This window comes from Aquabacterium sp., assembly GCF_050725395.1.
Classification (GTDB): Bacteria; Pseudomonadota; Gammaproteobacteria; order Burkholderiales; family Burkholderiaceae_C; genus Aquabacterium.
The window spans coordinates 124,996-146,991 of the sequence record NZ_JBOHHL010000008.1; the positions used below are offsets into that span (position 1 = coordinate 124,996).

Genomic DNA, 21,996 nt, shown 5'->3' on the forward strand with positions numbered 1-21,996 from the left:
ACGAATTGCAAATATGGCAGACGATGAGTTCTCGGGCCATCGGCAGCGGCAGGCTTTCTTTCACACCGAAAGCGGACCGCTGATTCACAGCCCACTCACCCCCCTGCCACCTGTTCCAGCTGGCCCATGACCTCCTGAGGCAGCACCAGGCTGCTGGCCGCCAGGTTCTCCCGCAGGTGCGTCACCGACGAGGTGCCAGGAATCAACAGGACATTGGGCGAACGCTGCAACAGCCAAGCCAGCGCCACCTGCATGGGCGTGGCATCCAACTGGCGCGCCACCGCCGACAGCCCCGCCGACTGCAGTGGCGAAAAGCCGCCCAGCGGGAAGAATGGGACGTAAGGCACACCGTCGCGGGCCAGTTGGTCGATCAGGCCGTCGTCATGGCGGTGCACCAGGTTGTACTGGTTCTGCACACAGGCGATGCGGCAGATGCGCTGCCCATCGGTGATCTGCCGGGCCGTGACATTGCTCAGGCCGATGTGGCGCACCAGGCCTTGCTGCTGCAGTTCCGCCAAGGCGGTGAGCGGCGCCTCCAGCGAGCCTTCGGCCGGGCCATGCACATCGAACATGGCGCGAAGGTTGACCACTTCCAGCCGCTCCAGGCCCAGGTTGCGGAGGTTGTCGTGGACGGCCTGGCGCAATTGCGCCGCAGAGAACGCCGGTTGCCACGAAGCATCCTCACCTCGCACAGCACCCACCTTGGTCACGATGACCAGGTCATCGCGGTAGGGGTGCAGCGCCTCGCGGATCAGCTGGTTGGTGATGTGCGGGCCGTAGAAATCGCTGGTGTCGATGTGGTTCACCCCGGCCTCGATGGCCGCCCGGAGCACCGCCAGCGCGGCGCCACGGTCCTTGGGCGGGCCGAACACACCAGGTCCGGCCAGTTGCATGGCGCCGTAGCCCAGGCGGTGCACAGGCCGGTCGCCCAGGATGAAGGTGGTGCCGGCGGCGGGGATGTGGTGGCGGCTCGTCATGTCGGGAACTCCAGTTGGAAGGGATGTGTTCACTCTAGACAGCCCACCATTGCTTGATAAGTGGGCACAATCAGCACGGGCTGTGCAGGATTTGAAACAATGAAGATCGACCTGGGTGACCTCGATGCTTTCCTGGCGGTGGCGCGCACCAAGGGCTTCCGCGAAGGCGCTCGGGCCAGCGGCGGCAGCGCCTCGGGCCTGAGCCTGGCCGTGCGGCGGCTGGAAACCCAGCTGGGCGTGCGCCTGCTGCACCGAACCACCCGCAGCGTGTTGCCCACGGAAGCTGGTCAGCGCCTCCTGGAACGCCTGGGTCCGGCGCTCAGCGAGGTCGAGGACGCTCTGGACGTGGTCAACGGGTTTCGCGACAAACCTGCTGGCACCCTGCGCCTGAACGTGCCCATGAGTGCATCGCGCCTGGTGTTGCCCGCCCTGGTGCCAGACTTCCTGCAGGCCTTCCCTGACATCCAGCTCGACGTCATCGCCGAGGAAGGCTTTGTGGACCTGCTGGCCAGCGGCTGCGACGCGGGCATCCGCTACGACGAGCGCCTGGAACAAGACATGGTGGCCGTGCCCATTGGCCCGCGCATCCAACGCTTCGCGGCCGCCGCCTCGCCCGCCTACCTGGAGCGCTGCGGGCGCCCAGCGCACCCCCGCGACTTGCTGACGCACGCCTGCCTGCGCGGGCGCTTCGCCAGCGGCTCCATGCCGCCGTGGGAGTTCGAACGCGGTGGCGAATCGGTGCGGGTGGACCCGGTGCCCCGCATGGTGGTGCGCCTGGGGGCCGCCGCCGATCTGGCCGTGGATGCGGCCATCAGCGGCGCTGGCGTGGTCTACCTGTTCGAGGATTGGCTGCGGCCCCATCTGGACAGCGGCGCCCTGGAACCCGTGCTGGCCGACTGGTGGCCGAGTTTCTCTGGGCCCTTTCTCTACTACCCAGGCCGCAAGCTGCTGCCCGCGCCCTTGCGGGCGTTCGTGGACTTCGTCCGTGCGCGGGCCCATGGAGCGGGTTAAGCACATGCCCATCGACAAGCCTGCTGACACCCCCACCTTGTTCAAGAACGCCCAAGCGTTCGAAACCTGGTTGAAACAGCACCACGCCACGTCCGCCGGCCTGTGGCTCAAGATCGCCAAGCGCGGTGCCATTGATGCCACCGTCACCTACCTTGAAGCGGTGGAGATCGCGCTCTGCTGGGGCTGGATCGACGGTCTGAAGAGAGGCTTGGACGAGCAGCATTTCCTCCAGCGATTCACGCCCAGGCGTGCGCGCAGCATCTGGTCGAAAGTCAATGTCGACAAGGTCGCGTCGCTCACCAAGGCCGGCCGAATGCAGGCACCAGGCCTCGCGCAGGTCGAGGCCGCCAAGGCCGACGGCCGATGGGCGCGGGCGTACGACGGCGCCCGCACCGCCGTGGTCCCTGAAGACCTGATCGCGGCGCTCGACGCGGCACCGATGGCGAAAGCGTTCTTCTCGACGATCAACGCGACCAACCGCTATGCGGTCTTGTGGCGCATTCAAACGGCCGTGAAGCCCGAGACGCGCGCGAGGCGAATCGCCCAACTCGTGGAGATGCTCGCCCGCGGTGAAACCGTCCATGTATTCAAGCCCAAGGTCGAGGCCAAGGACTGAACGGGAAGGGTGTGGGCCGTTGGATGGCTGAATGAGTTGGCAGGACGCCCCATGATCTGAACGACGCTGAGTTTCTCGATGCCAAGCATGGGTGCCTCGTGCTGCTCAATTCAAGTCGGGTGTCGCACGCGCGATCAGTTCATCGAACGGTGTCTGCACACCCAGGGTGCCGAAGGTCATGCCACGGTCCAGGTCCAGGCGTGATCGGCAGAAGGCATCCGCCACGGCCGCATTGCCAGCTTTGATCAGCACCGCGGCCTGAAGCGCGAGGGCCATCTGTTCCACGACCAGGCGGCTTCTCAGCTCCAGCGTCGAAGCATCTTCAAATGCTTGGTAGAGCCAGCCCACATGCTGTTCAAAGGCTTTGTGCTGTTTGCCGGCAGAGGCCAGTTCGGCGACCAAGGCATCGCGCACCAAGGGCTCTTTTTGCAAAGTGCGCAGCACATCCAGACACTGGACATTGCCACTGCCTTCCCAGATCGAGTTCAGTGGTGCCTGGCGGTACAGGCGGGGCATGATGTTTTCTTCGACGTAGCCCACGCCCCCCAGGCATTCCTGCGCTTCGTTGACAAAAGCCGGGGTGCGCTTGCACACCCAGTATTTGCCCACGGCGGTGGCCAGGCGGGCCAAGGCGGCCTCTTGCGGGTCACGGGCAGAGGCATCCACCGCGCGGGCCACGCGCATGGCCAGGGCCACCGCGGCCTCGCTTTCCAGGGCCAGGTCGGCCAGCACATTGCGCATCAGGGGTTGATCGATCAGCTTTCGACCAAAGGCCGCGCGTTGCGTGGTGTGGTTCAAGGCTTGCACCGTGGCTTGGCGCATCAGCGCGGCCGAGCCCAGGATGCAGTCCAGCCTGGTCAGCGCCACCATTTCCAGGATGGTGGGGATACCGCGCCCCTCGGGGCCCACCAGGTAGGCGGTCGCGCCAAGGAATTCCACCTCGGACGAAGCATTGCTCCAATCCCCAAGCTTGTCCTTGAGGCGCTGGATGTACACGGCGTTGAGCGAGCCATCGGCCAGGAGCCTGGGCACCAGGAAGCAACTCAGTCCACCTTGGGCCTGTGCCAGCACCAGGTGGGCATCGCACATGGGTGCAGAGAAGAAGAACTTGTGCCCGACGAGTTCATGGCTGCCATCGGCTTGGGCGTGCGCGCGCGTGGTGTTGGCGCGCACATCGGAGCCGCCTTGCTTCTCGGTCATGCCCATGCCGATGGTGACCGCGGTCTTGCGGCTGAATGGCAAAGAGCGTTGATCGTACTCAGTGGCGGTGACGCGTGGTATCCACGCTTCCGCCAAACCGGGCGCGGCCCGCAAAGCGGGAACGGCCGCATGGGTCATCGTCAAAGGGCAGCTTGTGCCCGCTTCCGGCTGGGCGCCCAAGTACACCAGACCCGCACGCGCGACGTGCGCACCGACCTTGTCTTCGTGCTGCCAGGAGAAGCTGTGCACGCCGTGCTTCATGGCCTGGTGCATGACTTCGTGGTACGCGGGGTGGAACTCCACTTCGTCCAGGCGCCGGCCATACCGATCGAAGCTGCGCAGCTTGGGACGGTTCTCGTTGGCAAGCCTGCCCAGTTCCATCAAGTCGCCACCGGTCGCTGCACCGTAAGCGGTCAGTTGCTCGGCGGCCCAAGCGCCACCTTCGCGTTCGACCGCGTCACGCAGGGCGGGGTCGCTGGTCCACGCGTTGTAGGCCGGCATGGGCTCGGGCACGTTGTGCACATCGTGCGTCAGGAATGGGGCTTTGAGGCTCATGGCGGATTCAATGGGTGGTTGGCTGATCTGCCGATGGACGGCGGCCAGAGGAAGGGACACGCGACAGCAAACGCTGCCAGATCGTGTGCCCCAATTGATCAAAGGCTTTGACAACCTCGGTGAACTCGCGGCGCGCCGAAACGGCGACCAGCGGCTCGGGCAACATCGGGTCGAAGACCAACTGGCGAATGGCCTCATTGCCCAGCAAAAACGACTCGCGGGCGGCCACATCGAGGTCGATCTTGCTGGAACGATTCATCCAGTTCTCCAGCTTCTTGCGGCCGGTTTGGTAGCTGGCATTCAGTGCAGCGCCGTCCCACAGTTGCCTGGCGAGTTGTTCACGGCGGGCATCCAGATCACGGACAGAAAAGACCGGTGCGCTGTCATCCAGGCCCAGCTTGTGAAGGCGCTCTCTTGCCGTGACGACATGCCCCACCAGGTTGTCTGGACGCAGGTAAAGCGTGGGCTCCAGTTCTTGAAAGCCCCCCAGGGCGAGCGAACGATTGCGGGCGTTGAGCACCGGACGATCGCTTCGGCCCAGGCCACCGGTGCTGACCATCAGCCAGCCGCCATCCCAATCGCACACGCGGGCTTCAGCCGCCTGCCAATGGGAGACGTCTTCCGCGAGAGGCTCGGCTTGCGATCCGAGCCGATAGCTCCCACGACCTTCTGCCTCGATCAGGCCCGCCGACGATAGCCTGACCAAGGCCACGCGGACAGCGCTTTCACGGATGCCGAAGAGCGCGCAGGCTGTGGCAGCCTCTCTGCTGCTCAAGGGGGCGCCGCCTGCAGCGCGCAGCAGGTTGAGGATCAGGCGCTTGGGATTGATGGGATCGGACATGTTTGTAACGTGAAATGACATTTAATGTTGCCATTTGAATCGTTTCATTGTCAACCATATTTTTCCTATGTTTGTAGCAACCACCGGGAATGAGCGCCAAGGTCCCCACAGGCACAGAGATTGCCAAATCAGCGCATCGACAACCAACCCGGAGGGCAGCATGTCCACAAACCCCATCGAACGCATCGACGTGAGCAGCGATCAAGCATTGACCACATGGGCTCAGAAATTCAACGCCACAGCGGAGCAAATCCGCGACGCGGTTGCCGAAGTCGGAGACCACCCCGATGATGTAGAGCTGCACCTCAAGGGGAGCCGCTCCACCAGCAACAGCGAAAGGGTTGCCAGCCAAACGCCCTGACCAGCTGTCGGCCGTGCCCCGCGACAGGCACCCGGATCCAGGATCTGGGTGCCTGAGGATTCGAAATGAAGGAACGACACCTATACTGACCCCGTTTGTTGCCAACTTTGGCATGCCCAATGTCAGGTCAACATGAAGTCTCAGAACAGCGCCATTGCCGCCATCGTGCAATCCGAGCAAGAGCAGGTTCTGAGCGAATGGCTCGCGGAATCGAACCTCGGTTCCAGCAAAGGCTCAGAGCAAGGCCGCACGGCCGATGCCAAAAAGGTGCTCAAAGGTTTTCTGGAAGGCATCCTGGCCGATGCTGAACCGGAACGGTTTGAAGACAAGGCCTGGGACGCGCTGCGCCAGGTGCTGAGCGAGTTGTCGGCCGCCCGGGCCGCGCAAGGCGCCTCGGCAGGCGAAACCAGCGTGTTCGTGCTGTCGATGAAGAAGCCCTTCTTCTCCCGCCTCCAGGGCAGTTTCCAAAACGACGTGAATGCCTTGGTTGGTGCGATCTGGTGGACGTCCACCCTGGTCGACAAGATGGCGCAGTTCACCATCAACACCTACCAGCGCACCCGCGAAGAAATCATCAATCGGCAGCAGCAGGAACTGCTGGAACTGTCGACCCCGGTGATCAAGCTGTGGGAAGGTGTTCTGGCTGTGCCCATGATCGGCACACTGGACAGCAACCGCACCCAGTTGGTCATGGAGACCTTGCTTCAGCGCATCGTCGATACCGGCTCCGAGTTGGCCATCATCGACATCACCGGCGTGCCCACGGTAGACACCCTGGTGGCGCAGCATCTGCTCAAGACCGTGACGGCCATCCGCTTGATGGGCGCCGAATGCATCATCAGTGGCATCCGCCCGCAGATCGCCCAGACCATCGTTCATTTGGGCATCGATCTGCAAGGCATCACCACCAAAGCCACCCTGGCCGATGCCTTGTCCCTCGCGCTCAAGACGACAGGCTACGTCGTCACGAAGCCCCGAGCCTGATCGGCCACGATGGAACGGATCCCCATCCTCCAAATGGGCGCTTGCCTGCTGGTCACCATCCAGGTGGACATGCAGGACCAAACCGCCCTGGCCTTGCAAGACGACCTCGCTGCCAAGATCGAAGCGACTGGCGCCCATGGCGTGCTCATCGACATTTCCGCCCTCGAGATCGTCGATTCGTTCATCGGCCGCATGTTGGCCAGCATCTCGGGCATCGCCCGTGTGCTGGATGCCGTCACCGTCGTGGTCGGCATGCAGCCAGCCGTCGCCATCACCTTGGTTGAGCTGGGCCTGTCACTACGAGGTGTTCGTACCGCGCTGAATGTCGAAAGAGGCATGCACATGCTGTCTTTGTCGATGAAGGGCCGTGGTCATGACAGCGAACTCTGAAGGCACCCTGCCCTTGCGGGTCGAGCTCGACATCGTGCTCTGCCGCCAAGTGGTTCGAAAACTCTGCCAGGAGCTGAAGTTCTCCCTGGTCGACCAGACCAAGATGATCACCGCCGCCAGTGAGCTTTCGCGGAACACCTTGGTGTACGGCGGCGGTGGTGACATGCGCTGGGAACTCATCAGCGCAGGGCTTCGAAACGGCCTGCGCCTTCACTTCGAAGACCAGGGCCCCGGCATCCCCGACATGGGCCTGGCCATGACCGATGGCTGGACCTCCGGCAAGGGCATGGGCATGGGCTTGACCGGCAGCAAGCGCCTGGTCAACGAGTTCGACATCCGCACGGCTGTCGGCGTGGGCACGTGCGTCAGCATCACCCGTTGGAAATGAGGGATTGATGGTCGCGCCCGCATGCCATCAGTCATTCGACGTTCTCGAATCCAGCCAGATTGGCGAGGCCCGGCGAGCCGCTGTGCGCCTGGCCGAGCAACTGGGGTTTGACGAGGTGGCCGCGGGCCGGGTCGCGCTGGTGGCCACCGAACTGGCCACCAACCTGGTGAGGCACGCCCGCCAAGGCCGGCTGCTGCTCGCCATCATTGAAGACGAGGGCGAGTCCAAGGTCGAGCTTGTGTCGCTGGATGCTGGCCCCGGCATGGCCAACGTCGCCACCAACATGGTCGATGGTTACTCGACCGGTGGAACGTCTGGTTCCGGACTGGGGGCCGTGCGCCGCCTGTCCACCGAGTTCGACATCTTTTCCTTGCCAGGCGCTGGCACGGTGGTCATGGCGCGTGTGGCCGCCAAAAGCGGTGTGGGCTCGACGCTCGATGGTGAGCGCCATGTCAAGCGCTTCCTGGTCGGCGCCATTGCCGTGGCCGCTCCTGGCGAGGTGGTGTGTGGCGATTCCTGGGCCGCCGCCCAGGATGGTGGTCGAGCTGGCGTGGTGATCGCCGACGGGCTGGGCCATGGTCCTTTTGCCATGGAGGCCTCCAAAGCCGCGATTGCCGTGTTCGACACAGATCCGCTGGGAACACCCAGCGGTGTCGTCGGCCGGATGCATGCACCTTTGCGCATGACCCGAGGCGCAGCAGTGCTCATGGCCACCCTGGATGGCGACAGCGAGACTGTTTCTTTTTCCGGCGCGGGCAACATCGCGGGTCGGTTGATTTCGGGTTTGGCGGACCGGTCGCTCGCCTCCCAACACGGGACGGTCGGCGTACAGATCCCGCGATTGCAAGACATGCAGTGCGAGTGGCACGCGCACGCGGTCTTCGTTCTTCACTCCGATGGCTTGACCACGCGGTGGAGCCTGGGCGCGGCCTTGGGCATCCTTCAGCACCACCCCACGGTGATCGCGGCTTGGCTCATCAAGGACCACTGCCGAGGCCGGGATGACGCCACGGTCGTCGTGCTCAAGCGGCAAGACGGTTGAATCGCATGCGGACAGAGACCGAACTGGAAGCCACGAAGCAGCAGTTGCAATTGCTGCAAGAGGAGCTGGACGAAACAAACCGCGGTGTGCTGGCCTTGTACGCCGAGTTGGACGTCCAGGCAGAGCAACTGCGGATCGCCTCTCAACGCAGCGAGTCGAAATTCCTGACGATCTACTCGCAAGCGCCCAGCGGCATCGCCTTGGTGAATGATGCTGGCTTGGTCGTCGATGCCAACCCCGCCATGCTCAAGCTCCTGTCCCGAACCTTTGAAGAAGTCGTCAACCACCAGCTGAGTGGCTTTGCACCCTCGGAGTGGGCCCGCAGCATCGACGCGTTTTCCGCCCACACCGCGACAGCGCCGATCGCTCAGCAGCTTCCGATGTTTCGCCCGGACGGATCGTTGGTCTACCTTGAGTGGAATGTCTCGGCTCAGATTGAGCCCGGCACCACCATGGTGGTGGCCACCGATGTTTCTGCCCGGATCGAGCTTGAAAAGCAACGCATCGAGCGGCTGGAAAGCGAACGCGTTGCGCGTGGCGAAGCTGAGCAGATCAACCGCATGAAGGACGACTTCATCGCTGTGTTGTCCCACGAATTGAGAACGCCCCTCAACGCCATCCTGAGCTGGGCCCATTTGCTGAGAAAGCGGGGCGGGACCGAGGAGACGATGAAGGGGATCGCGGCCATCGAGCGCAACGGGAAGACGCAGGGACGCATGATCAGCGATTTGCTCGACATGTCCCGGCTGAACATGGGCAAGCTGCCCATGTTGTTCGAGTTGATCGATCCCGTTGAGGAAATCACTTCGGCCGTGAATGCGCTGCGGCCTTTGTTTGAAGAGAAGTCGGTGCAGGTGGAGATTCGGACCAAGCCCCCGTATCGGGCCATCAGTGCCGACGCCTCCAGGATGCAGCAGGTGATCTGGAACTTGATCACCAATGCCATCAAGTTCTCAGCGCACGGCAGCAAGGTTGTCGTCGCGTTGGAGGAAGAAGCCCTCGGCTTGCGGGTCCACGTGATCGACGCCGGGCAAGGCATCACCGCCGATTTTCTGCCGTTTGTGTTCGACCGTTTTTCGCAAAGCAATGCCGCGACCAACAGGCAACTTGGGGGCCTGGGGCTTGGCCTGGCCATCGTCAAGCAACTGGTTGAAGCGCACGGTGGCGAGGTGTCGGTGAGAAGCGAAGGCTTGGGCAAAGGCACCACCTTCGAACTGTGGCTGCCGACCGACACAGGGCAGGCCGATCGGATTGCTTTGGCCGACACGGACAGCAGCAGGCTTGAGCCGATTGATCAAAGCCACCCGCTGTCCGGCCTCAAGCTCCTGGTGGTGGACGACGATGCGGACGCCAACACCATGCTGCAGATCATCTTGCGGGACAGGGGCGCCACGGTGAGCGCGGCTTCTGGCGTGACCGAGGCGCTGGAGCTGCTCAAGGTGGCTCAGCCAGATCTGTTGATCAGTGACATCGGCATGGCTGGTCGAGACGGCTATGAGCTCATCCGTGAGGTACGGCGGCTTGAGGCGGAGTTGCTCGGCCAAGGCGGCGAAGGACAGCGCCTGGCCGCGATCGCTTTGACTTCCTTTGCGCGCGAGCAGGACAAACAACAAGCGCTGCGGGCTGGATTCGACACCCACTGCGCCAAGCCCTTGTCACCGTTGACTCTGATGCAGGAGATTCTTCACCTGCTGGCTTCAAAAACCCGCCTGGCGCTCAAGCCACCTTGAGCGATGCCTTGGCCTTGGCCCCCACCGCGTGCGGCTTGCGGAAAGCCATCACACCATCTTCCAGCTTGCCCTTGTGCAGTTGCTCGGTGTCCGCCTTGTAGTTCTGGTACAGCTTCCACGGCGCGCGGTCAGCGCCTTTGGGCAGATAGTGCTCGGCGCGGGCCACGTAGTTCGAACTCATGTCCAGCAAAGGCACAGGCTTGACGCTGGGGTCATTGCGCTCGGGCACGGCAATGCGGGTGCCGGTCTCGTCCATGTGCTTGAGCAGGCGGCAAACGTACTCGGCGATCAAATCGGCCTTGAGCGTCCAGGAAGCGTTGGTGTAGCCGAAGGTGTTCGAGAAGTTGGGAATGTCGCTGAACATCAGGCCCTTGTAGGAGATGTGCTGGTTCATCTCGATGGCCTTGCCATCCACCGTCATCGTCATGCCGCCGAACAAACGCATGTTCAGGCCAGTGGCCGTCACGATGATGTCGGCGTCGAGCAACTTGCCCGACTTCAGCAGGATGCCCTTGTCGGTGAAACGCTCGATGTGGTCGGTCACCACCGAGGCCTTGCCCTTGCGCAGCACTTTGAACATGTCGCCATTGGGCACGGCGCACAGGCGCTGATCCCAGGGGTTGTAAGGCGGCGTGAAGTGCTTCATGTCGAAGTTCGGGCCCACCTGCATCTTCACCTGCTTGAGCAGCACCTTGCGCATGAAGTTCGGGTACTTCTTTGACAGCTTGAAGATCGACTGTGTGATGAAGTTGTTGCGCGCGCGGCTGATCTTGTAGACCGTCATCTCGGGCAGGAACTTCAGCAGGAAGCGCACCATCGGGTCGAACTGCGGCACCGAGACCACATAACTGGGCGTGCGCTGCAGCATGGTCACGTGCTGTGCCTTGTCGGTCATCGACGGGATCAGGGTGATGGCGGTGGCGCCAGAGCCGATCACCACCACGCGCTTGCCGCTGTAGTCGAAGTTCTCGGGCCAAAACTGCGGGTGCACGATCTGCCCCTTGAAGTCATCACGGCCCTTGAACTCAGGCGTGAAGGCCTCTTCGTAGTTGTAGTAGCCGGAGCACATCATCAGCCAGGCGCATGTCATCTGCACGGTTTCGCCAGAGGTCTTTTGCACCGTCAGCGTCCAGGTGGCGGACTCGCTGCTCCAGTCGGCCGAAACCACCTTGTGGCCGCAACGGATCTTGCTTTCGATGTTGTTTTCTCGGGCCGTTTCCTTGATGTAGTTGCGGATGCGGTCGCCGTCGGCAATGACTTGCGGCTCGGTCCAGGGCTTGAAGTTGTAGCCCAGGGTGTACATGTCGGAATCGGAACGGATGCCGGGATAGCGGAACAAGTCCCAGGTGCCACCGCTGGTGTCGCGGCCTTCCAGGATGGCGAAGCTCTTGTTGGGCAGATGGGTCTGCAGATGGCGGGCCGCGCCGATACCCGACAAGCCAGCGCCCACGATCAGGACGTCAAAATGTTCAGCCATGTGGAAGTCTCCGTGGGGCAGGTTCAGCGCCTGCCTGCGATGTGATAACGAGTGTGTGCACTTTATATCTGGAAATGACTATTGTCAAATGAGGAATACCCCCTGCCCAGGGGCCCTGCAATCCGGGGAACGCGGATTGCCACCTTCACAAGGACACACCCATGACCTTGGAGACCGCCATGAACCTGACCGCCTTTCACTCCTCGCACACCATCACTGACATGATCCGCGAAGACCACGCCCAAGTGGCGGACGCTTTCCACGGATACGACGCCGACGCGTCGCCCGAGGCCAAACAAAAGCTGGTGGACACGGTGGGCCAGGCGCTGGAAACCCAGGCCCAGCTCAAGGATGAAATCTTCTACCCCGCCTTGCGTGCCCTGGACGCCGACGAAGCCGCCCTGGCCAAAAGCGAAGCCGCGCACCATCAGATGCATAGCCTGATCGGCCAGTTGCGCGCCATGCGCCCCACCGCGACACGTTACGACGACACGGTGCTGACGCTCAAGGACACCTTCATCCGCCACATGGTCGATGAAGAGGCCTCGCTGCTGCCGCAAGCCGAACGCCTGCTGCAGGATCAGTTGAGCAAGCTGGGCGTCAAGATGCGCACGCGCCGCCTGGTGCTGAACCGGCCCAGCCTGCGCCAGGTGGGCATAGCGCTGGCCGCCGCAGGTGGCTTGGCCGTCGGCATTTACCTGGCCAAGCGCGCGCTGGACCGCCGCGTTTAAGGGCTCGACACCTCTTGCACGTAACGGCTCAGGCATGATCGAACTGGCGGCCTTGAACCCCGTGCTGTCGGCCGAGGTGGTCAAGCGCTTCGCCGACAAAAAGGCCGCGATCGTGGGGGGCCAGTTCCAGCCATTCACCGGCCCGGTCAAGGACCAGGCTGGCGCCCTCAAGATCGCCGCTGGGCAAGCCATCCGGGACGCCGACTTGTGGGGCATGAACTGGTACGTCGAAGGTGTCGACGGCAAACTGCCTTGAGCCACCACCACCGACATGAACCAAGGAGACCATGATGTCCTTCAACGACCATGACATGGCCTGCATGCGCCTGGCGATCGAGGCTTCGCGTCAGGCCCGGGCTGCGGGCAACATGCCTTTTGGCGCCTGCCTGGTGAATGATGGCCGGGTGCTCTGCACCGCCCAGAACAACCAGGTCACCACGCAGGATTGCACAGGGCACGCCGAGGTCGTGCTGATCCGCGAAGCCACCGCCCAGCTTGCCCCGGAAGCCTTGCAAGGCGCCACGGTCTATGCCAGCGGCGAGCCCTGCGCCATGTGCGCGGGCGCCATGTTCTGGGCAGGCATCGGCAGGGTGGTTTATGGCGCCACGACGCCGGACATCGAAGCGGCATTGGGAGGCGGCTCGCTGCCGACGCGTTGCGCCGATGTGCTGGCCGGTTGCCGGCCAGCGGTGCGGGTCGAAGGCCCGCTGCTGCAAGCCGAGGCCGTGTCGGCCTTGCAACTGCCAGTCTGAGCGGCAGACCTTACGTCAAACGACGTATTCCGCCCGGCACGGGTCCTTCCCAGAATGGGGCATCACTCGGCAAACCAAAGGCCGCCATGCCCCTCGGTGACATTCCCTGCAGCGATGACACGGTCGGCGTCGCGGTGGTCAACTACAAGGTGCCCACCCTCCATGGCCCGGCCGATGTCCTGGCCAACGCGCACAAGATCCGCCAGATGATCGAGGGCCTGAAGCTCGGCCTGCCGGGCCTGGACCTGGTGGTCTTTCCGGAGTACAGCACGCAGGGCCTGCTGCGCACCGATGAGGAGATGAGGCAAGCCGCGATCGGCATCCCTGGCGACGAGACCCTGGTGTTCGCCCAGGCTTGCCGCAATGCCGGCGTCTGGGGTGTTTTCTCGATCACCAGCGAACGCCATGAAGGTGCCCCGCACCGGGCGCCCTGCAGCGCGCTCATCCTGATGAATGCGCAGGGAGAGATCGTCCAGAAGTACCGCAAGGCCCCTGACAGCCAACCCTTGGTGTCCATGGGTCCCAAGGGCATGCAGGTGAGCCTGCTGGTCTGCCACGACGGCCAATACCCGGACCTGTGGAGGGACTGCACCGCAAAAGGCGCGGAGCTCGTCGTGCGCTGTCAGGGACTCGTGCAGACGGGCGCCTTGCCACCCCAAGCCGACCTTGCATCGCAAGCCATGGCGCGCACCCACCCCACGTATGTGGCCGTGGCCAATGCCGCGGGCTTCGACGGCGTGTACACCTACCTGGGCCACTCGGCCATCATCGGCTTCGACGGTCAAACGCTGGGCGAATGCGGCGAGGAAAGTTACGGCATCCAGTACGCGCAACTGAGCCAGCGCATGCTGCGCGATGCCCGATCAGGTGCCTCGTCATCGGCACACCTGTTCAGATTCGTCACCAGCGCGAGCGGTGGTCTTCCGTCACGCCCAGGAGGTCGCTGACCTCGCGTGGCCGGGCCTCGGGCGAGGCCTTGACCCATCCCGCGAAGGTGCCCACGGGCTGCACGTAGTGGCTGGAGGCGATCCACACATTCCGGTCTTCGTGCCGGGCGCCTTCGGGTGTGAACACCAGGTCGAGCAAGCCGTCTTCGGTGCGGACTTTCCACGGTGCCATGGGCTGGCCTGGGTCGAATTCAAAGTGGGCCGCGGCCAGCGGGATCAACTGGCCGTCCAACCACAGGGCATTCTCGTTCGAGCCAAAGTAGCCTTGCTGCAGGTTGAAGCCGACGTCGGCCCGGTGCGCACAAGCCCAGCGCCAATCGGTGTCGCGGGCCAGCAGGCCATTGGAGCTGTCGAGGCAGGCCACGGCGTCGGACAGGTCGAAGCGGCGTCCCCGCACATTCAACCAGCCACTCACCGGCAAGGCCGATGACTTCTGCGTGGCGTGCGCCACGCCTCCCACCACGGGGCCCACGCCGAGCAAAAAGGGCGCCGCGCCGGCCAATGAGAGATCAACCTGGACTTTCATGGCCCGCGTGCGAACGCTCAACTCCAGGATGTCGCCATCGACGGCCTCGCCATCTTCCGGGGCCGCCCCGTGTTCCAGGCGCAAACGCGCGAAGGGCCCTTTGAACCAGGCCTTGGCGCCATGCACGGGCTGGTCGGACACGCCCCCCTGCCAACCACGCAGGCCGTCCTGCCGCCAGTTGGCCACGACCTCGTGTCGGACGCGGTCGAAGGCATAGGCGAAGGCCGTGCACATCCAGCCCAGGTCCACGATGGCCACGCCCACGAAGACTTCGGCATTGCCAATGCCCACGTACTGCCAGCGCTTGTGGTGCCAATGCCGCCACAGCCAGGAGCGCGCGTGCGGCCCCTGCTGCAAGGCCGCCCAATCGATGCGGTCGATGCGGCCGGCGTACCGCCCCTGCAAGGGATGGCCATCGTGAACGACCTGGTCGGGTGCCGGAGGGAGGTACTGCATGGCCCCGATCATAGGGAGGCGGCGGCGTTTTGCTTGCGCCATTGCGCGGGTGCCAGGCCGGTCCAGTGACGGAACGCACGGGTGAAGGCACTTTGTTCGGAATAGCCCAGCAGCAGGGCGATCTCGGCCAGCTCCAGCGCCGGGTCGCGCAGGTAGCCCAAGGCCAAGCGGTGGCGCGTGTCGTCCAGCAAGGCCTGGAAGCTGCTGCCCTGCTCGGCCAGGCGCCGTTGCAGGCTGCGGGCGCTCATGTGGTGGGCGGAGGCCAAGTCCGCCAGTGAGGTCCGGCCTTGCCGGATCAGGGACACCAGCGTGGCGCGCCAAGCATCACCGGGCGCCGAGGCCGAAGCTGGCATGGCCACGTCGCGCAAGATGCGCTCGGCCTGCTCGTCGAGCAGGGCCAGCAAACCAGGATCGGACTTGCGCAAAGGCAAGGCCAGGTGCTGAAGGCCGAGCACCAGGCGGGTGGTGGGCTGCTCGAACAGGACGGGCCCGCCAAAGAAGCGCTCGTAAGGTGCCTTGTCGGCCGGCGCGGCGTTCACGAAGCCGACCTGGGCCACGGCCAGCGGCTCACCCGTCATGTCGCGCGCCAGTTGCACCAGCGAGGCCACGGCGGTTTCGTCCACCAAGGCGCCAGGCCGGCCACGCTCGACGCCCCATTCGATGCACACGCCCTGCGCCATGGGCTGGACCTGCGCCGGGTTCACGTCGTAGACCGAGGCGTGGTAACGCTCCAGCCGCTGCAAGGCATCACCCAGGGTGTTGCACGCCAGCGCCGCGTAGCCCAGCACCCCGAAGTGGCGGGCACTGATGCCTTGCGCGATGCGCAGGCCCAGCGCCGGGGCTGCATCCAAGGTCTGCGCCCTTGCCAGCATGGCTTGCCAGGCCGGCAGGGGCACGAAATGCCCGGCCTGCGCCGGCAAGGGGCCCAACACCCGCACGGGGTCATGGCCCCGACTCGACAGGTACTCGTACAGCAGCTGGACATACGAAGCCGCCACGCGCGCATTGCTCATGCCGCCATCATGCCGCAAGCCAGCAGCTTGCAAATTGGCGTGATTCGTCAAGAAACTGGCCGCGATCGTCAAGCCAGACCAGGGGTGCGCGAACAACATCGGGCCATCCCCGCACTGCTTTTCTCCGCCCTGCTCATGGCCCACTTCAGCTTGCCTCACCTGACCGACCTCCTCACCCACAGCGACTGGCGCGACTGGCTGCTCTTGCTGTTGTCGCCCCTGTTCATGCTGTTCGTGGCGGCGGAGTGGTGGCGCTTTCGCAAGACGGCCGGCGTGTACCACTGGCGTGATTCCTTCGACAGCCTGAACGTGGGCGGCAGCTACCTGGTGCTGGACATCGTGCTGGTGCTGGCCTTCGTGCTGCCCGCGATGGACTGGGTGCATGCCCACCGTTTGGGGACCATCGACATCACGCCGTGGACCTTCGCGGCACTGTTCCTGGGCGTGGAGTTTTGCTACTACTGGTTCCACCGCGCCAGCCACCGCATCCGCTGGTTCTGGTGCGCGCACGTGGTCCACCATGGCTCGGAGCACATGAACTTCACCACCGCCATGAGGCAGAGCTGGTTCTACACCTTCGCGGGCAACTGGCTGTTCTACACACCCCTGGTGTGGCTGGGCTTCGAGCCTCGCTGGGTGCTGTTCGCACTGTCGCTGAACCTGGCGTACCAGTTCTTCGTGCACACGCAGTGGATCGGCAAGCTGCCCCCCGCCATTGAGTTCATCTTCAACACGCCCTCGCACCACCGCGCCCACCATGGCCGCAACGAGGCCTACATCGACCGCAACTACGGCGGCACCCTGATCGTGTTCGATCGCCTGTTCGGCACCTTCGTGCGCGAGGAAGAGGCTGTCGACTACGGCCTGGTCCACCCCGTGCCGGGCCACAACCTGGTGTGGCTGAACGTGCACGAGTGGGTGGCCATGCTGCGCGACATGCGCCAGGCCGGTTCATGGGGTGAAAAATTCAAGCACCTGTGGGCGCCCCCAGAATGGCGGCGCACCAGGGATAATCCCCCCCATGCATCCCCAAGCCCTCCTCGACCTCACCGGCGCCCTGCTGCGTGACATCCTCAAGCTCGACGCCCCGGCCGACACCCTGGTATCGCTGTTTTTCCGCAAACACAAGAACCTGGGCCAGCGCGAGCGCCACGCCCTGGCCGAAACCGCCTACGCCGTGCTGCGCCAGAAACTGCTCTGGCAGCATTTGGCCCAGTCGGGCTTCGGCCCCATGGACCGCCGCCTGACATTGCTGGCCTGGCAGGGCCAGGAGCACGTGCTCAAGCTCGGCATCAACCCCGATGAAGCCGCCTGGCTGGACCGCGTCAAGAAAATCGACCGCACCACCCTGCCCGACAAACTGCGCCACAACCTGCCCGACTGGCTGGCCGGTCGCCTGCGCGAGCAGCTTGATCCGGAAGAATTCTGGGCTTTTGTGGAAGCCATGTCCGGTGGCGCGCCGCTCGACCTGCGCGTCAACCCGCTCAAATCCAAGCGCGAAGCCGTGCTGGAAGCGCTGACCGCCGCCGAGATCCCAGCGCGCGAAACGCCATTCTCGCCCTGGGGCATCCGCATCGACGGCAAGCCCGCGCTGCAGAAGATGGAGCTCTACACCGGCGGCCACGTCGAGGTTCAGGACGAAGGCAGCCAGTTGCTGGCCCTGCTGACCGGCGCCAAGCGCAGCGAAATGGTGGTCGATTTTTGCGCCGGCGCGGGCGGCAAGACGCTGGCCCTGGGCGCCATGATGCGCAACACCGGCCGCCTGTACGCCTTCGACATCTCAGGCCACCGGCTGGAAGCGCTCAAGCCCCGGCTGGCGCGCAGCGGGTTGTCCAACGTCTACCCCACGCAGATCGCGCACGAGCGTGACGACCGCATCAAGCGCCTGACGGGCAAGATCGACCGCGTGCTGGTCGATGCGCCTTGCACGGGCCTGGGCACGCTGCGGCGCAACCCGGACCTGAAATGGCGCCAGAGCCCCAAGGGCGTCGAAGAGATGCAGGTCAAGCAGAAGGCGATTCTGCACAGCGCGGCGCGCCTGTTGAAACCCGGCGGCCGGCTCGTTTATGCAACGTGCAGCCTGATGCCCGGCGAGAACGAGGTCGTGGCCGATGCCTTCACGGCGGAACATCCGGAGTTTTTGCCGCTCAACGCACGCGAGGTGCTGGAGCAAAGCGGGGTCGCGCAGGCTGAATCGCTGACGACCGAGGCGGGCCACCTCAGGTTGTGGCCCCATGTGCACCACACCGACGGCTTCTTCGCCGCGGTGTGGGAAAAGAAAGCCTGATCAGAACAGGCTTTCCTTGACGTAGATCACGTCGTTGGCCTGGAGGCGGTCGTTGATGCCGGGCTCCAGGATCTGGACCACGCCAGCAGCGTCGCGGCGGTGGACCTTGATGCCCTTGGCCGTGCCCCGTTGCGTCAGACCGCCCACGTAGGCCAGGGCCTGCAACATGCTCATGTCACGTTCCAGGCGCATCGAACCAGGGCGCTGCACTTCACCGTAGATGTAGATGGTGGGGGCGCGGTCAACCCAGATCGCGTCGTTGTTTTCGAGGGGGAAATCCTCGGTCGTGCCAGAGGCCGCGAAGACCTGGGGAAAGTCGATTTCCTTGCGGAAGGGCTTGCCATTGCGGCGGCCCGAGACCACCACGATGTCGGAGCCCTGGATCGCCACGATGCCACCGGCCTGGGCCAGCAGATCGCTCAGGCGGTTGGAGCCGGATTCGAGGGGATAGCGGCCAGGACGGTTCACCAGGCCCAGCACCGAGACCTGGTTGCTCTTGACCGCGGTCAGCAGGATGGACACTTGCGGCTGCTTCAGGAAGTTGCCGCTCTTCAGGCCATCGGCCAGTTTCTTTTCAGCGTCGGAGACCGACAGACCGCCCAGCTTGACCGTGCCCAGCAAGGGGTAGGAAATGGTGCCTGCTTCGGAAATGCGGGCGTCCAGTGTCAAGTCCTGGTTCTGGAAGACCGTGATGCGGATGATGTCCCCGGCACCCAGCACGTAGTCGCCTTGTGTTGCCGCGTGAGCGTGGCCAGCGGCCATCAGGGTCACGGACAACAGCCATTGCGCGATGTGACGCATCCACTTCATGTTGAAAGATCCTCTGGTCAAGTGTCTAGTGAGTAGAGGCAGACCCCATGCAGGCGCCTGCGAACGTGTCAATGTATCACCTGCCCCGAGGCTACTGAGTAACCCGAAGTACAGGACACGACTGCTCAGTAGACCCTGATCTCGCGGACAGGTTCCGTGCGCGCCAGAAATGCAGCGACGTCCGCCGCCGGCATGGGCCGGGCCAACCAGAATCCCTGCACCAGATCGCAGCCCAGCGCCCGCAGCATCACCTGCTGCTCTTCGTGCTCCACGCCTTCGGCCGTGGTTTCCAGGCGCAAAGCCTTGGCCAGGCTGATGATGGCGGTGACGACCGCTTGGGCATCGGGATCGGTGGCCAGCGAACGCACGAACATGCCATCGATCTTGAGCTGGTCCATCGGAAAGCGGCGCAGGTAGGCCAACGACGAGTAACCCGTGCCGAAGTCGTCCAGCGCCACGCGCAGGCCCCGGCTGCGCAATGCGGCCAGGGTGGCATGCGCGCCTTCGTGGTCGTCGATCAGCGCCGATTCGGTGATCTCCAGCTCCAGGCGTTCGGGCGGCAGGCCGCTGTCGGCCAGGGCCTGCTCCACGATGTCCACCACGGAGTGGCTGCGGAACTGCACGGCGGACAGGTTGACCGCCACCCGGATCGGGGCCGGCCACTGCATGGCCGCGCGGCAGGCTTGGCGCAGCACCCAGGTGCCCAGGGGCACGATCTGGCCGGTTTCTTCGGCCACGGGGATGAATTCATTGGGGCCGATCAGGCCGCGCTCCTGGTGCTGCCAGCGCACCAGTGCCTCGAAGCCCACCACCTGCCCGGTCCGGGTGCTGATCTGAGGCTGGTAGTGCACGGCGAACTGCTCGTCGGCCAAGGCCACGCCCAGTTCCTGCTGCATGCGGGCACGGGCGCGGGCACTTTCACCCATCAAGGGTTCGAAGAACCGGTGCGTGTTGCGCCCACCGGCCTTGGCCGCGTACAAGGCCAGGTCCGCACTCTGCAGCAAGGCCTGGGGACTGGTGCCATCGCGCGGCGCCAAGGCCATGCCAATGCTGGCCCGCACCTCGACCCGCACGTCTTCCAGCTGGCAGGGCGTGGCCAGGGCCGCCAGCAGGCGGTCGCCCAGTTCGGTGGCCGAGGCCTCATCGCCCGCCTGCCAACTCAGCAAGGCGAACTCGTCGCCGCCCAAGCGTGCCAGCAGGTCGCCGGGGGCCACACAGGCCTTGATCCGGGCCGCCACGCTGCGCAGCAACTGGTCCCCCACGGCGTGGCCCAGCGAATCGTTGATGCCCTTGAAATTGTCCAGGTCCACGAAAAGCAAGGCACAGCCCCGCTGCGAGGTTTCGAAAGAAGCGCAGGCGCGGGCCAGCTCGAGGCTGAAGCAATGGCGGTTCGCCAGGCCCGTCAAGGCGTCCACATTGGCCAGGCGGGCCATCTCGTCGCGGGCGATGCGGCCCTGGGTGACATCGGCGCCCACGCCGCGCCAGCCCGCGGCACGGCCACGGTCGTCGAACAGCGGCTTGGCCATCAGGGACCACCAACGCAATTGGCCATCGACGCGCACCGGCAATTCCAGATCGCGGAAAGGGCGTCCGAGGCGCAGGTGGGTCTGCAGTTGTTCGAAAGCGACCAAAGCGTCCGGCAGCTCGCGTGGCAGCATGGCCGATACCAGCTCGCTGAAAGACTGCGTCACCAACTGCCGCGGGGGCATGCCGAAAGACTGCGCCAGGCGCGCGGACACATGGCGGAAATGCCCGGTGGGCGAGATCTCCCACAACCAGTCGCTGGCATGCTCCTCGAAGTCGCGCAGCAGCAGGTCGATCAGTTGCCGCTGGCGGTCGGCCTCGGCCTCGGTCCGCAAGCGGCTGAAGAACATGCGCGCATTGGCCATGGTCACGCCCATGACCGTGACCGACCAGATGCCCAACAGGCCCAGCAAGGACACGTTGTTGATGTAGATGGAACGCTGCAGGGCCAGGACCGTGGCGCCCGCCATCACCAGCACATACGTGCAAGCCGCGATCGGGATGGAACTGAGGATCAGGCCACCACCGCACATCATGCCCACCAGGACCGAGGCGATCAGCAACTGACCCAGGTGGTCGGTGATGGGGAACATCAAGGCCGGGATGGCGGCCCAGATGGCAGCAAAGATCGCCACGCCCCAAATCACGCCACGCAGGCCGCCCTGGTCGGCCACGGGCTTGCCCGCCGTGGGTTTCACCAGTTGGCGCAAGCCTTTTTCCAGCGCCACCAGGCTCAGCACGGCCAGCACCACCCAAAGCGACAACGCCCAGGAGGGCATCTGCCCCCAGAAGGTCGCGGCGATGGTGACGGTGGCGACCAGGTTGCCCATGAAGACCATGGGCAGCAGGCCCACGATGGCCAGGATCTGGCGGGCCCGGAAATGGCGGGCGTTGAACCCGTCCACCTGCTCGCTGGCCGAGACCTCGTGCCACAAAGGGGCCAAACGCTGGCGCCAACCACGGGGAGGCGGGGCCGGTGTGGCTGGCAGGCGCGCGGACAGATCGGTCATGGAGAGGTCATGGGCAACATCCAGGGAACATCGGCCGCCACAGGCTCAACTTGAGGCGTGGCGCGGCCTGGCGGCAGGTTTTCAGCAGCCAGGCCGCAAACTAAGGGGAATGCCTCACGACGCGGGGCGTCCAGCCCCCAGTCAATTGGCTTACCATGGCCGCCCTTGCCGTGCCCTGATTGCCTGCTGCCATGAGCGACTCGAAGCCCACTTTGTCCGATGCCGAACAATCCCTGTCCGACGCTGCGCTGGAATACCACCGCCTGCCATCGCGCGGAAAGATCGCCGTCACGCCCACCAAACCGCTGACCAACCAGCGCGACCTGTCGCTGGCCTATTCGCCCGGCGTGGCCTACCCCTGCCTAGCC

The 21,996-nt window shown here is 64.5% G+C and carries 22 protein-coding genes; 14 read left to right on the plus strand and 8 right to left on the minus strand.

Features of this window, described 5'->3' with window-relative positions; genetic code table 11:
• Positions 1-95: 95 nt before the first annotated feature.
• Complete coding sequence (locus ACREB4_RS07665; protein ID WP_431587622.1) at positions 96-977, minus strand: aldo/keto reductase family oxidoreductase; 882 nt, start codon at positions 975-977, stop codon at positions 96-98.
• Between the two features lie 99 nt (positions 978-1,076).
• Between ACREB4_RS07665 and ACREB4_RS07670 the strand changes: the two genes are divergently transcribed.
• Both ACREB4_RS07670 and ACREB4_RS07675 read left to right on the plus strand, forming a co-directional pair.
• On the plus strand, positions 1,077-1,988 hold the full coding sequence (locus tag ACREB4_RS07670; protein WP_431587623.1) for a LysR family transcriptional regulator: 912 nt from the start codon (positions 1,077-1,079) through the stop codon (positions 1,986-1,988).
• Between the two features lie 4 nt (positions 1,989-1,992).
• Positions 1,993-2,604 carry a YdeI/OmpD-associated family protein gene (locus tag ACREB4_RS07675; protein WP_431587624.1) on the plus strand — a complete coding sequence of 204 codons (612 nt, stop codon included), beginning with the start codon at positions 1,993-1,995 and terminating at the stop codon, positions 2,602-2,604.
• Between the two features lie 105 nt (positions 2,605-2,709).
• Here the strand turns inward: ACREB4_RS07675 and ACREB4_RS07680 are convergent, their stop codons facing one another.
• Both ACREB4_RS07680 and ACREB4_RS07685 read right to left on the minus strand, forming a co-directional pair.
• Entirely contained in the window at positions 2,710-4,359 is a 1,650-nt protein-coding gene (locus ACREB4_RS07680) for an isovaleryl-CoA dehydrogenase (protein ID WP_431587625.1), read from the minus strand.
• A gap of 7 nt (positions 4,360-4,366) precedes the next feature.
• Complete coding sequence (locus tag ACREB4_RS07685; RefSeq protein ID WP_431587626.1) at positions 4,367-5,200, minus strand: PaaX family transcriptional regulator C-terminal domain-containing protein; 834 nt, start codon at positions 5,198-5,200, stop codon at positions 4,367-4,369.
• A gap of 160 nt (positions 5,201-5,360) precedes the next feature.
• Here ACREB4_RS07685 and ACREB4_RS07690 point away from each other — a divergent pair, with 160 nt between their 5' ends.
• The 6 genes from ACREB4_RS07690 to ACREB4_RS07715 all read left to right on the plus strand — a co-directional run bounded on the left by ACREB4_RS07690 (position 5,361) and on the right by ACREB4_RS07715 (position 10,095).
• Entirely contained in the window at positions 5,361-5,561 is a 201-nt protein-coding gene (locus ACREB4_RS07690) for a DUF3606 domain-containing protein (RefSeq protein ID WP_431587627.1), read from the plus strand.
• Between the two features lie 132 nt (positions 5,562-5,693).
• Positions 5,694-6,545, plus strand: coding sequence for an STAS domain-containing protein (locus ACREB4_RS07695; RefSeq protein WP_431587628.1), 852 nt, complete (start codon positions 5,694-5,696; stop codon positions 6,543-6,545).
• 9 nt (positions 6,546-6,554) lie between these two features.
• Complete coding sequence (locus ACREB4_RS07700) at positions 6,555-6,935, plus strand: STAS domain-containing protein (protein ID WP_431587629.1); 381 nt, start codon at positions 6,555-6,557, stop codon at positions 6,933-6,935.
• Positions 6,919-7,323, plus strand: coding sequence for an anti-sigma regulatory factor (locus ACREB4_RS07705; RefSeq protein WP_431587630.1), 405 nt, complete (start codon positions 6,919-6,921; stop codon positions 7,321-7,323). The genes ACREB4_RS07700 and ACREB4_RS07705 overlap by 17 nt, the downstream gene beginning before the upstream one ends.
• 7 nt (positions 7,324-7,330) lie before the next feature.
• Positions 7,331-8,365, plus strand: coding sequence for an ATP-binding protein (locus tag ACREB4_RS07710; RefSeq protein WP_431587631.1), 1,035 nt, complete (start codon positions 7,331-7,333; stop codon positions 8,363-8,365).
• Between the two features lie 5 nt (positions 8,366-8,370).
• The gene (locus ACREB4_RS07715; RefSeq protein WP_431587632.1) at positions 8,371-10,095 is read left to right on the plus strand and encodes an ATP-binding protein; all 1,725 of its coding nucleotides are present in this window, start codon (positions 8,371-8,373) and stop codon (positions 10,093-10,095) included.
• Here ACREB4_RS07715 and ACREB4_RS07720 read toward each other — a convergent pair.
• A complete protein-coding gene (locus ACREB4_RS07720) occupies positions 10,082-11,572 on the minus strand; it encodes a flavin-containing monooxygenase (protein ID WP_431587633.1) in 1,491 nt (496 codons plus the stop codon). The two genes, ACREB4_RS07715 and ACREB4_RS07720, sit on opposite strands and share 14 nt — an antisense overlap.
• Before the next feature lie 161 nt (positions 11,573-11,733).
• Here ACREB4_RS07720 and ACREB4_RS07725 point away from each other — a divergent pair, with 161 nt between their 5' ends.
• From ACREB4_RS07725 to ACREB4_RS07740, 4 genes are all read left to right on the plus strand, one after another.
• The gene (locus ACREB4_RS07725) at positions 11,734-12,303 is read left to right on the plus strand and encodes a hemerythrin domain-containing protein (RefSeq protein ID WP_431587634.1); all 570 of its coding nucleotides are present in this window, start codon (positions 11,734-11,736) and stop codon (positions 12,301-12,303) included.
• A gap of 34 nt (positions 12,304-12,337) precedes the next feature.
• On the plus strand, positions 12,338-12,559 hold the full coding sequence (locus ACREB4_RS07730; protein ID WP_431587635.1) for a hypothetical protein: 222 nt from the start codon (positions 12,338-12,340) through the stop codon (positions 12,557-12,559).
• A 31-nt stretch (positions 12,560-12,590) separates the two neighbouring features.
• A complete protein-coding gene (locus ACREB4_RS07735) occupies positions 12,591-13,055 on the plus strand; it encodes a nucleoside deaminase (protein ID WP_431587636.1) in 465 nt (154 codons plus the stop codon).
• Positions 13,056-13,141: 86 nt separating this feature from the next.
• Entirely contained in the window at positions 13,142-14,002 is an 861-nt protein-coding gene (locus tag ACREB4_RS07740) for a nitrilase-related carbon-nitrogen hydrolase (protein WP_431587637.1), read from the plus strand.
• Here ACREB4_RS07740 and ACREB4_RS07745 read toward each other — a convergent pair.
• Entirely contained in the window at positions 13,956-14,984 is a 1,029-nt protein-coding gene (locus tag ACREB4_RS07745; protein ID WP_431587638.1) for a DUF2804 domain-containing protein, read from the minus strand. The genes ACREB4_RS07740 and ACREB4_RS07745 overlap by 47 nt on opposite strands.
• A gap of 8 nt (positions 14,985-14,992) precedes the next feature.
• Positions 14,993-15,997: an AraC family transcriptional regulator gene (locus ACREB4_RS07750; RefSeq protein ID WP_431587639.1), complete on the minus strand. Its 1,005-nt coding sequence runs from the start codon at positions 15,995-15,997 to the stop codon at positions 14,993-14,995.
• A gap of 9 nt (positions 15,998-16,006) precedes the next feature.
• On the opposite strand from ACREB4_RS07750, the gene ACREB4_RS07755 reads away from it, so the two are divergent.
• Together ACREB4_RS07755 and ACREB4_RS07760 are read left to right on the plus strand one after the other, a co-directional pair.
• On the plus strand, positions 16,007-17,065 hold the full coding sequence (locus ACREB4_RS07755; protein WP_431587640.1) for a sterol desaturase family protein: 1,059 nt from the start codon (positions 16,007-16,009) through the stop codon (positions 17,063-17,065).
• The gene (locus ACREB4_RS07760) at positions 17,019-18,284 is read left to right on the plus strand and encodes an RsmB/NOP family class I SAM-dependent RNA methyltransferase (protein WP_431587641.1); all 1,266 of its coding nucleotides are present in this window, start codon (positions 17,019-17,021) and stop codon (positions 18,282-18,284) included. The genes ACREB4_RS07755 and ACREB4_RS07760 overlap by 47 nt, the downstream gene beginning before the upstream one ends.
• On the opposite strand, the gene epsE is transcribed toward ACREB4_RS07760, so the two are convergent.
• Positions 18,285-19,094, minus strand: coding sequence for a polysaccharide export protein EpsE (gene epsE, locus ACREB4_RS07765; protein WP_431587642.1), 810 nt, complete (start codon positions 19,092-19,094; stop codon positions 18,285-18,287). It lies immediately after the preceding gene.
• A 125-nt stretch (positions 19,095-19,219) separates the two neighbouring features.
• The gene (locus ACREB4_RS07770) at positions 19,220-21,628 is read right to left on the minus strand and encodes a putative bifunctional diguanylate cyclase/phosphodiesterase (protein WP_431587643.1); all 2,409 of its coding nucleotides are present in this window, start codon (positions 21,626-21,628) and stop codon (positions 19,220-19,222) included.
• Positions 21,629-21,996: the final 368 nt, after the last annotated feature.

Excerpts from the sequence above, each read along its gene's own strand:
- ACREB4_RS07665 (WP_431587622.1), bottom strand. The coding sequence starts at position 977 with ATGACGAGCCGCCACCACATCCCCGCCGCCGGCACCACCTTCATCCTG.
- ACREB4_RS07670 (WP_431587623.1), top strand. The coding sequence starts at position 1,077 with ATGAAGATCGACCTGGGTGACCTCGATGCTTTCCTGGCGGTGGCGCGC.
- ACREB4_RS07675 (WP_431587624.1), top strand. The coding sequence starts at position 1,993 with ATGCCCATCGACAAGCCTGCTGACACCCCCACCTTGTTCAAGAACGCC.
- ACREB4_RS07680 (WP_431587625.1), bottom strand. The coding sequence starts at position 4,359 with ATGAGCCTCAAAGCCCCATTCCTGACGCACGATGTGCACAACGTGCCC.
- ACREB4_RS07685 (WP_431587626.1), bottom strand. The coding sequence starts at position 5,200 with ATGTCCGATCCCATCAATCCCAAGCGCCTGATCCTCAACCTGCTGCGC.
- ACREB4_RS07690 (WP_431587627.1), top strand. The coding sequence starts at position 5,361 with ATGTCCACAAACCCCATCGAACGCATCGACGTGAGCAGCGATCAAGCA.
- ACREB4_RS07695 (WP_431587628.1), top strand. The coding sequence starts at position 5,694 with ATGAAGTCTCAGAACAGCGCCATTGCCGCCATCGTGCAATCCGAGCAA.
- ACREB4_RS07700 (WP_431587629.1), top strand. The coding sequence starts at position 6,555 with ATGGAACGGATCCCCATCCTCCAAATGGGCGCTTGCCTGCTGGTCACC.
- ACREB4_RS07705 (WP_431587630.1), top strand. The coding sequence starts at position 6,919 with ATGACAGCGAACTCTGAAGGCACCCTGCCCTTGCGGGTCGAGCTCGAC.
- ACREB4_RS07710 (WP_431587631.1), top strand. The coding sequence starts at position 7,331 with ATGGTCGCGCCCGCATGCCATCAGTCATTCGACGTTCTCGAATCCAGC.
- ACREB4_RS07715 (WP_431587632.1), top strand. The coding sequence starts at position 8,371 with ATGCGGACAGAGACCGAACTGGAAGCCACGAAGCAGCAGTTGCAATTG.
- ACREB4_RS07720 (WP_431587633.1), bottom strand. The coding sequence starts at position 11,572 with ATGGCTGAACATTTTGACGTCCTGATCGTGGGCGCTGGCTTGTCGGGT.
- ACREB4_RS07725 (WP_431587634.1), top strand. The coding sequence starts at position 11,734 with ATGACCTTGGAGACCGCCATGAACCTGACCGCCTTTCACTCCTCGCAC.
- ACREB4_RS07730 (WP_431587635.1), top strand. The coding sequence starts at position 12,338 with ATGATCGAACTGGCGGCCTTGAACCCCGTGCTGTCGGCCGAGGTGGTC.
- ACREB4_RS07735 (WP_431587636.1), top strand. The coding sequence starts at position 12,591 with ATGATGTCCTTCAACGACCATGACATGGCCTGCATGCGCCTGGCGATC.
- ACREB4_RS07740 (WP_431587637.1), top strand. The coding sequence starts at position 13,142 with ATGCCCCTCGGTGACATTCCCTGCAGCGATGACACGGTCGGCGTCGCG.
- ACREB4_RS07745 (WP_431587638.1), bottom strand. The coding sequence starts at position 14,984 with ATGCAGTACCTCCCTCCGGCACCCGACCAGGTCGTTCACGATGGCCAT.
- ACREB4_RS07750 (WP_431587639.1), bottom strand. The coding sequence starts at position 15,997 with ATGAGCAATGCGCGCGTGGCGGCTTCGTATGTCCAGCTGCTGTACGAG.
- ACREB4_RS07755 (WP_431587640.1), top strand. The coding sequence starts at position 16,007 with ATGCCGCAAGCCAGCAGCTTGCAAATTGGCGTGATTCGTCAAGAAACT.
- ACREB4_RS07760 (WP_431587641.1), top strand. The coding sequence starts at position 17,019 with ATGCATCCCCAAGCCCTCCTCGACCTCACCGGCGCCCTGCTGCGTGAC.
- epsE (WP_431587642.1), bottom strand. The coding sequence starts at position 19,094 with ATGAAGTGGATGCGTCACATCGCGCAATGGCTGTTGTCCGTGACCCTG.
- ACREB4_RS07770 (WP_431587643.1), bottom strand. The coding sequence starts at position 21,628 with ATGACCGATCTGTCCGCGCGCCTGCCAGCCACACCGGCCCCGCCTCCC.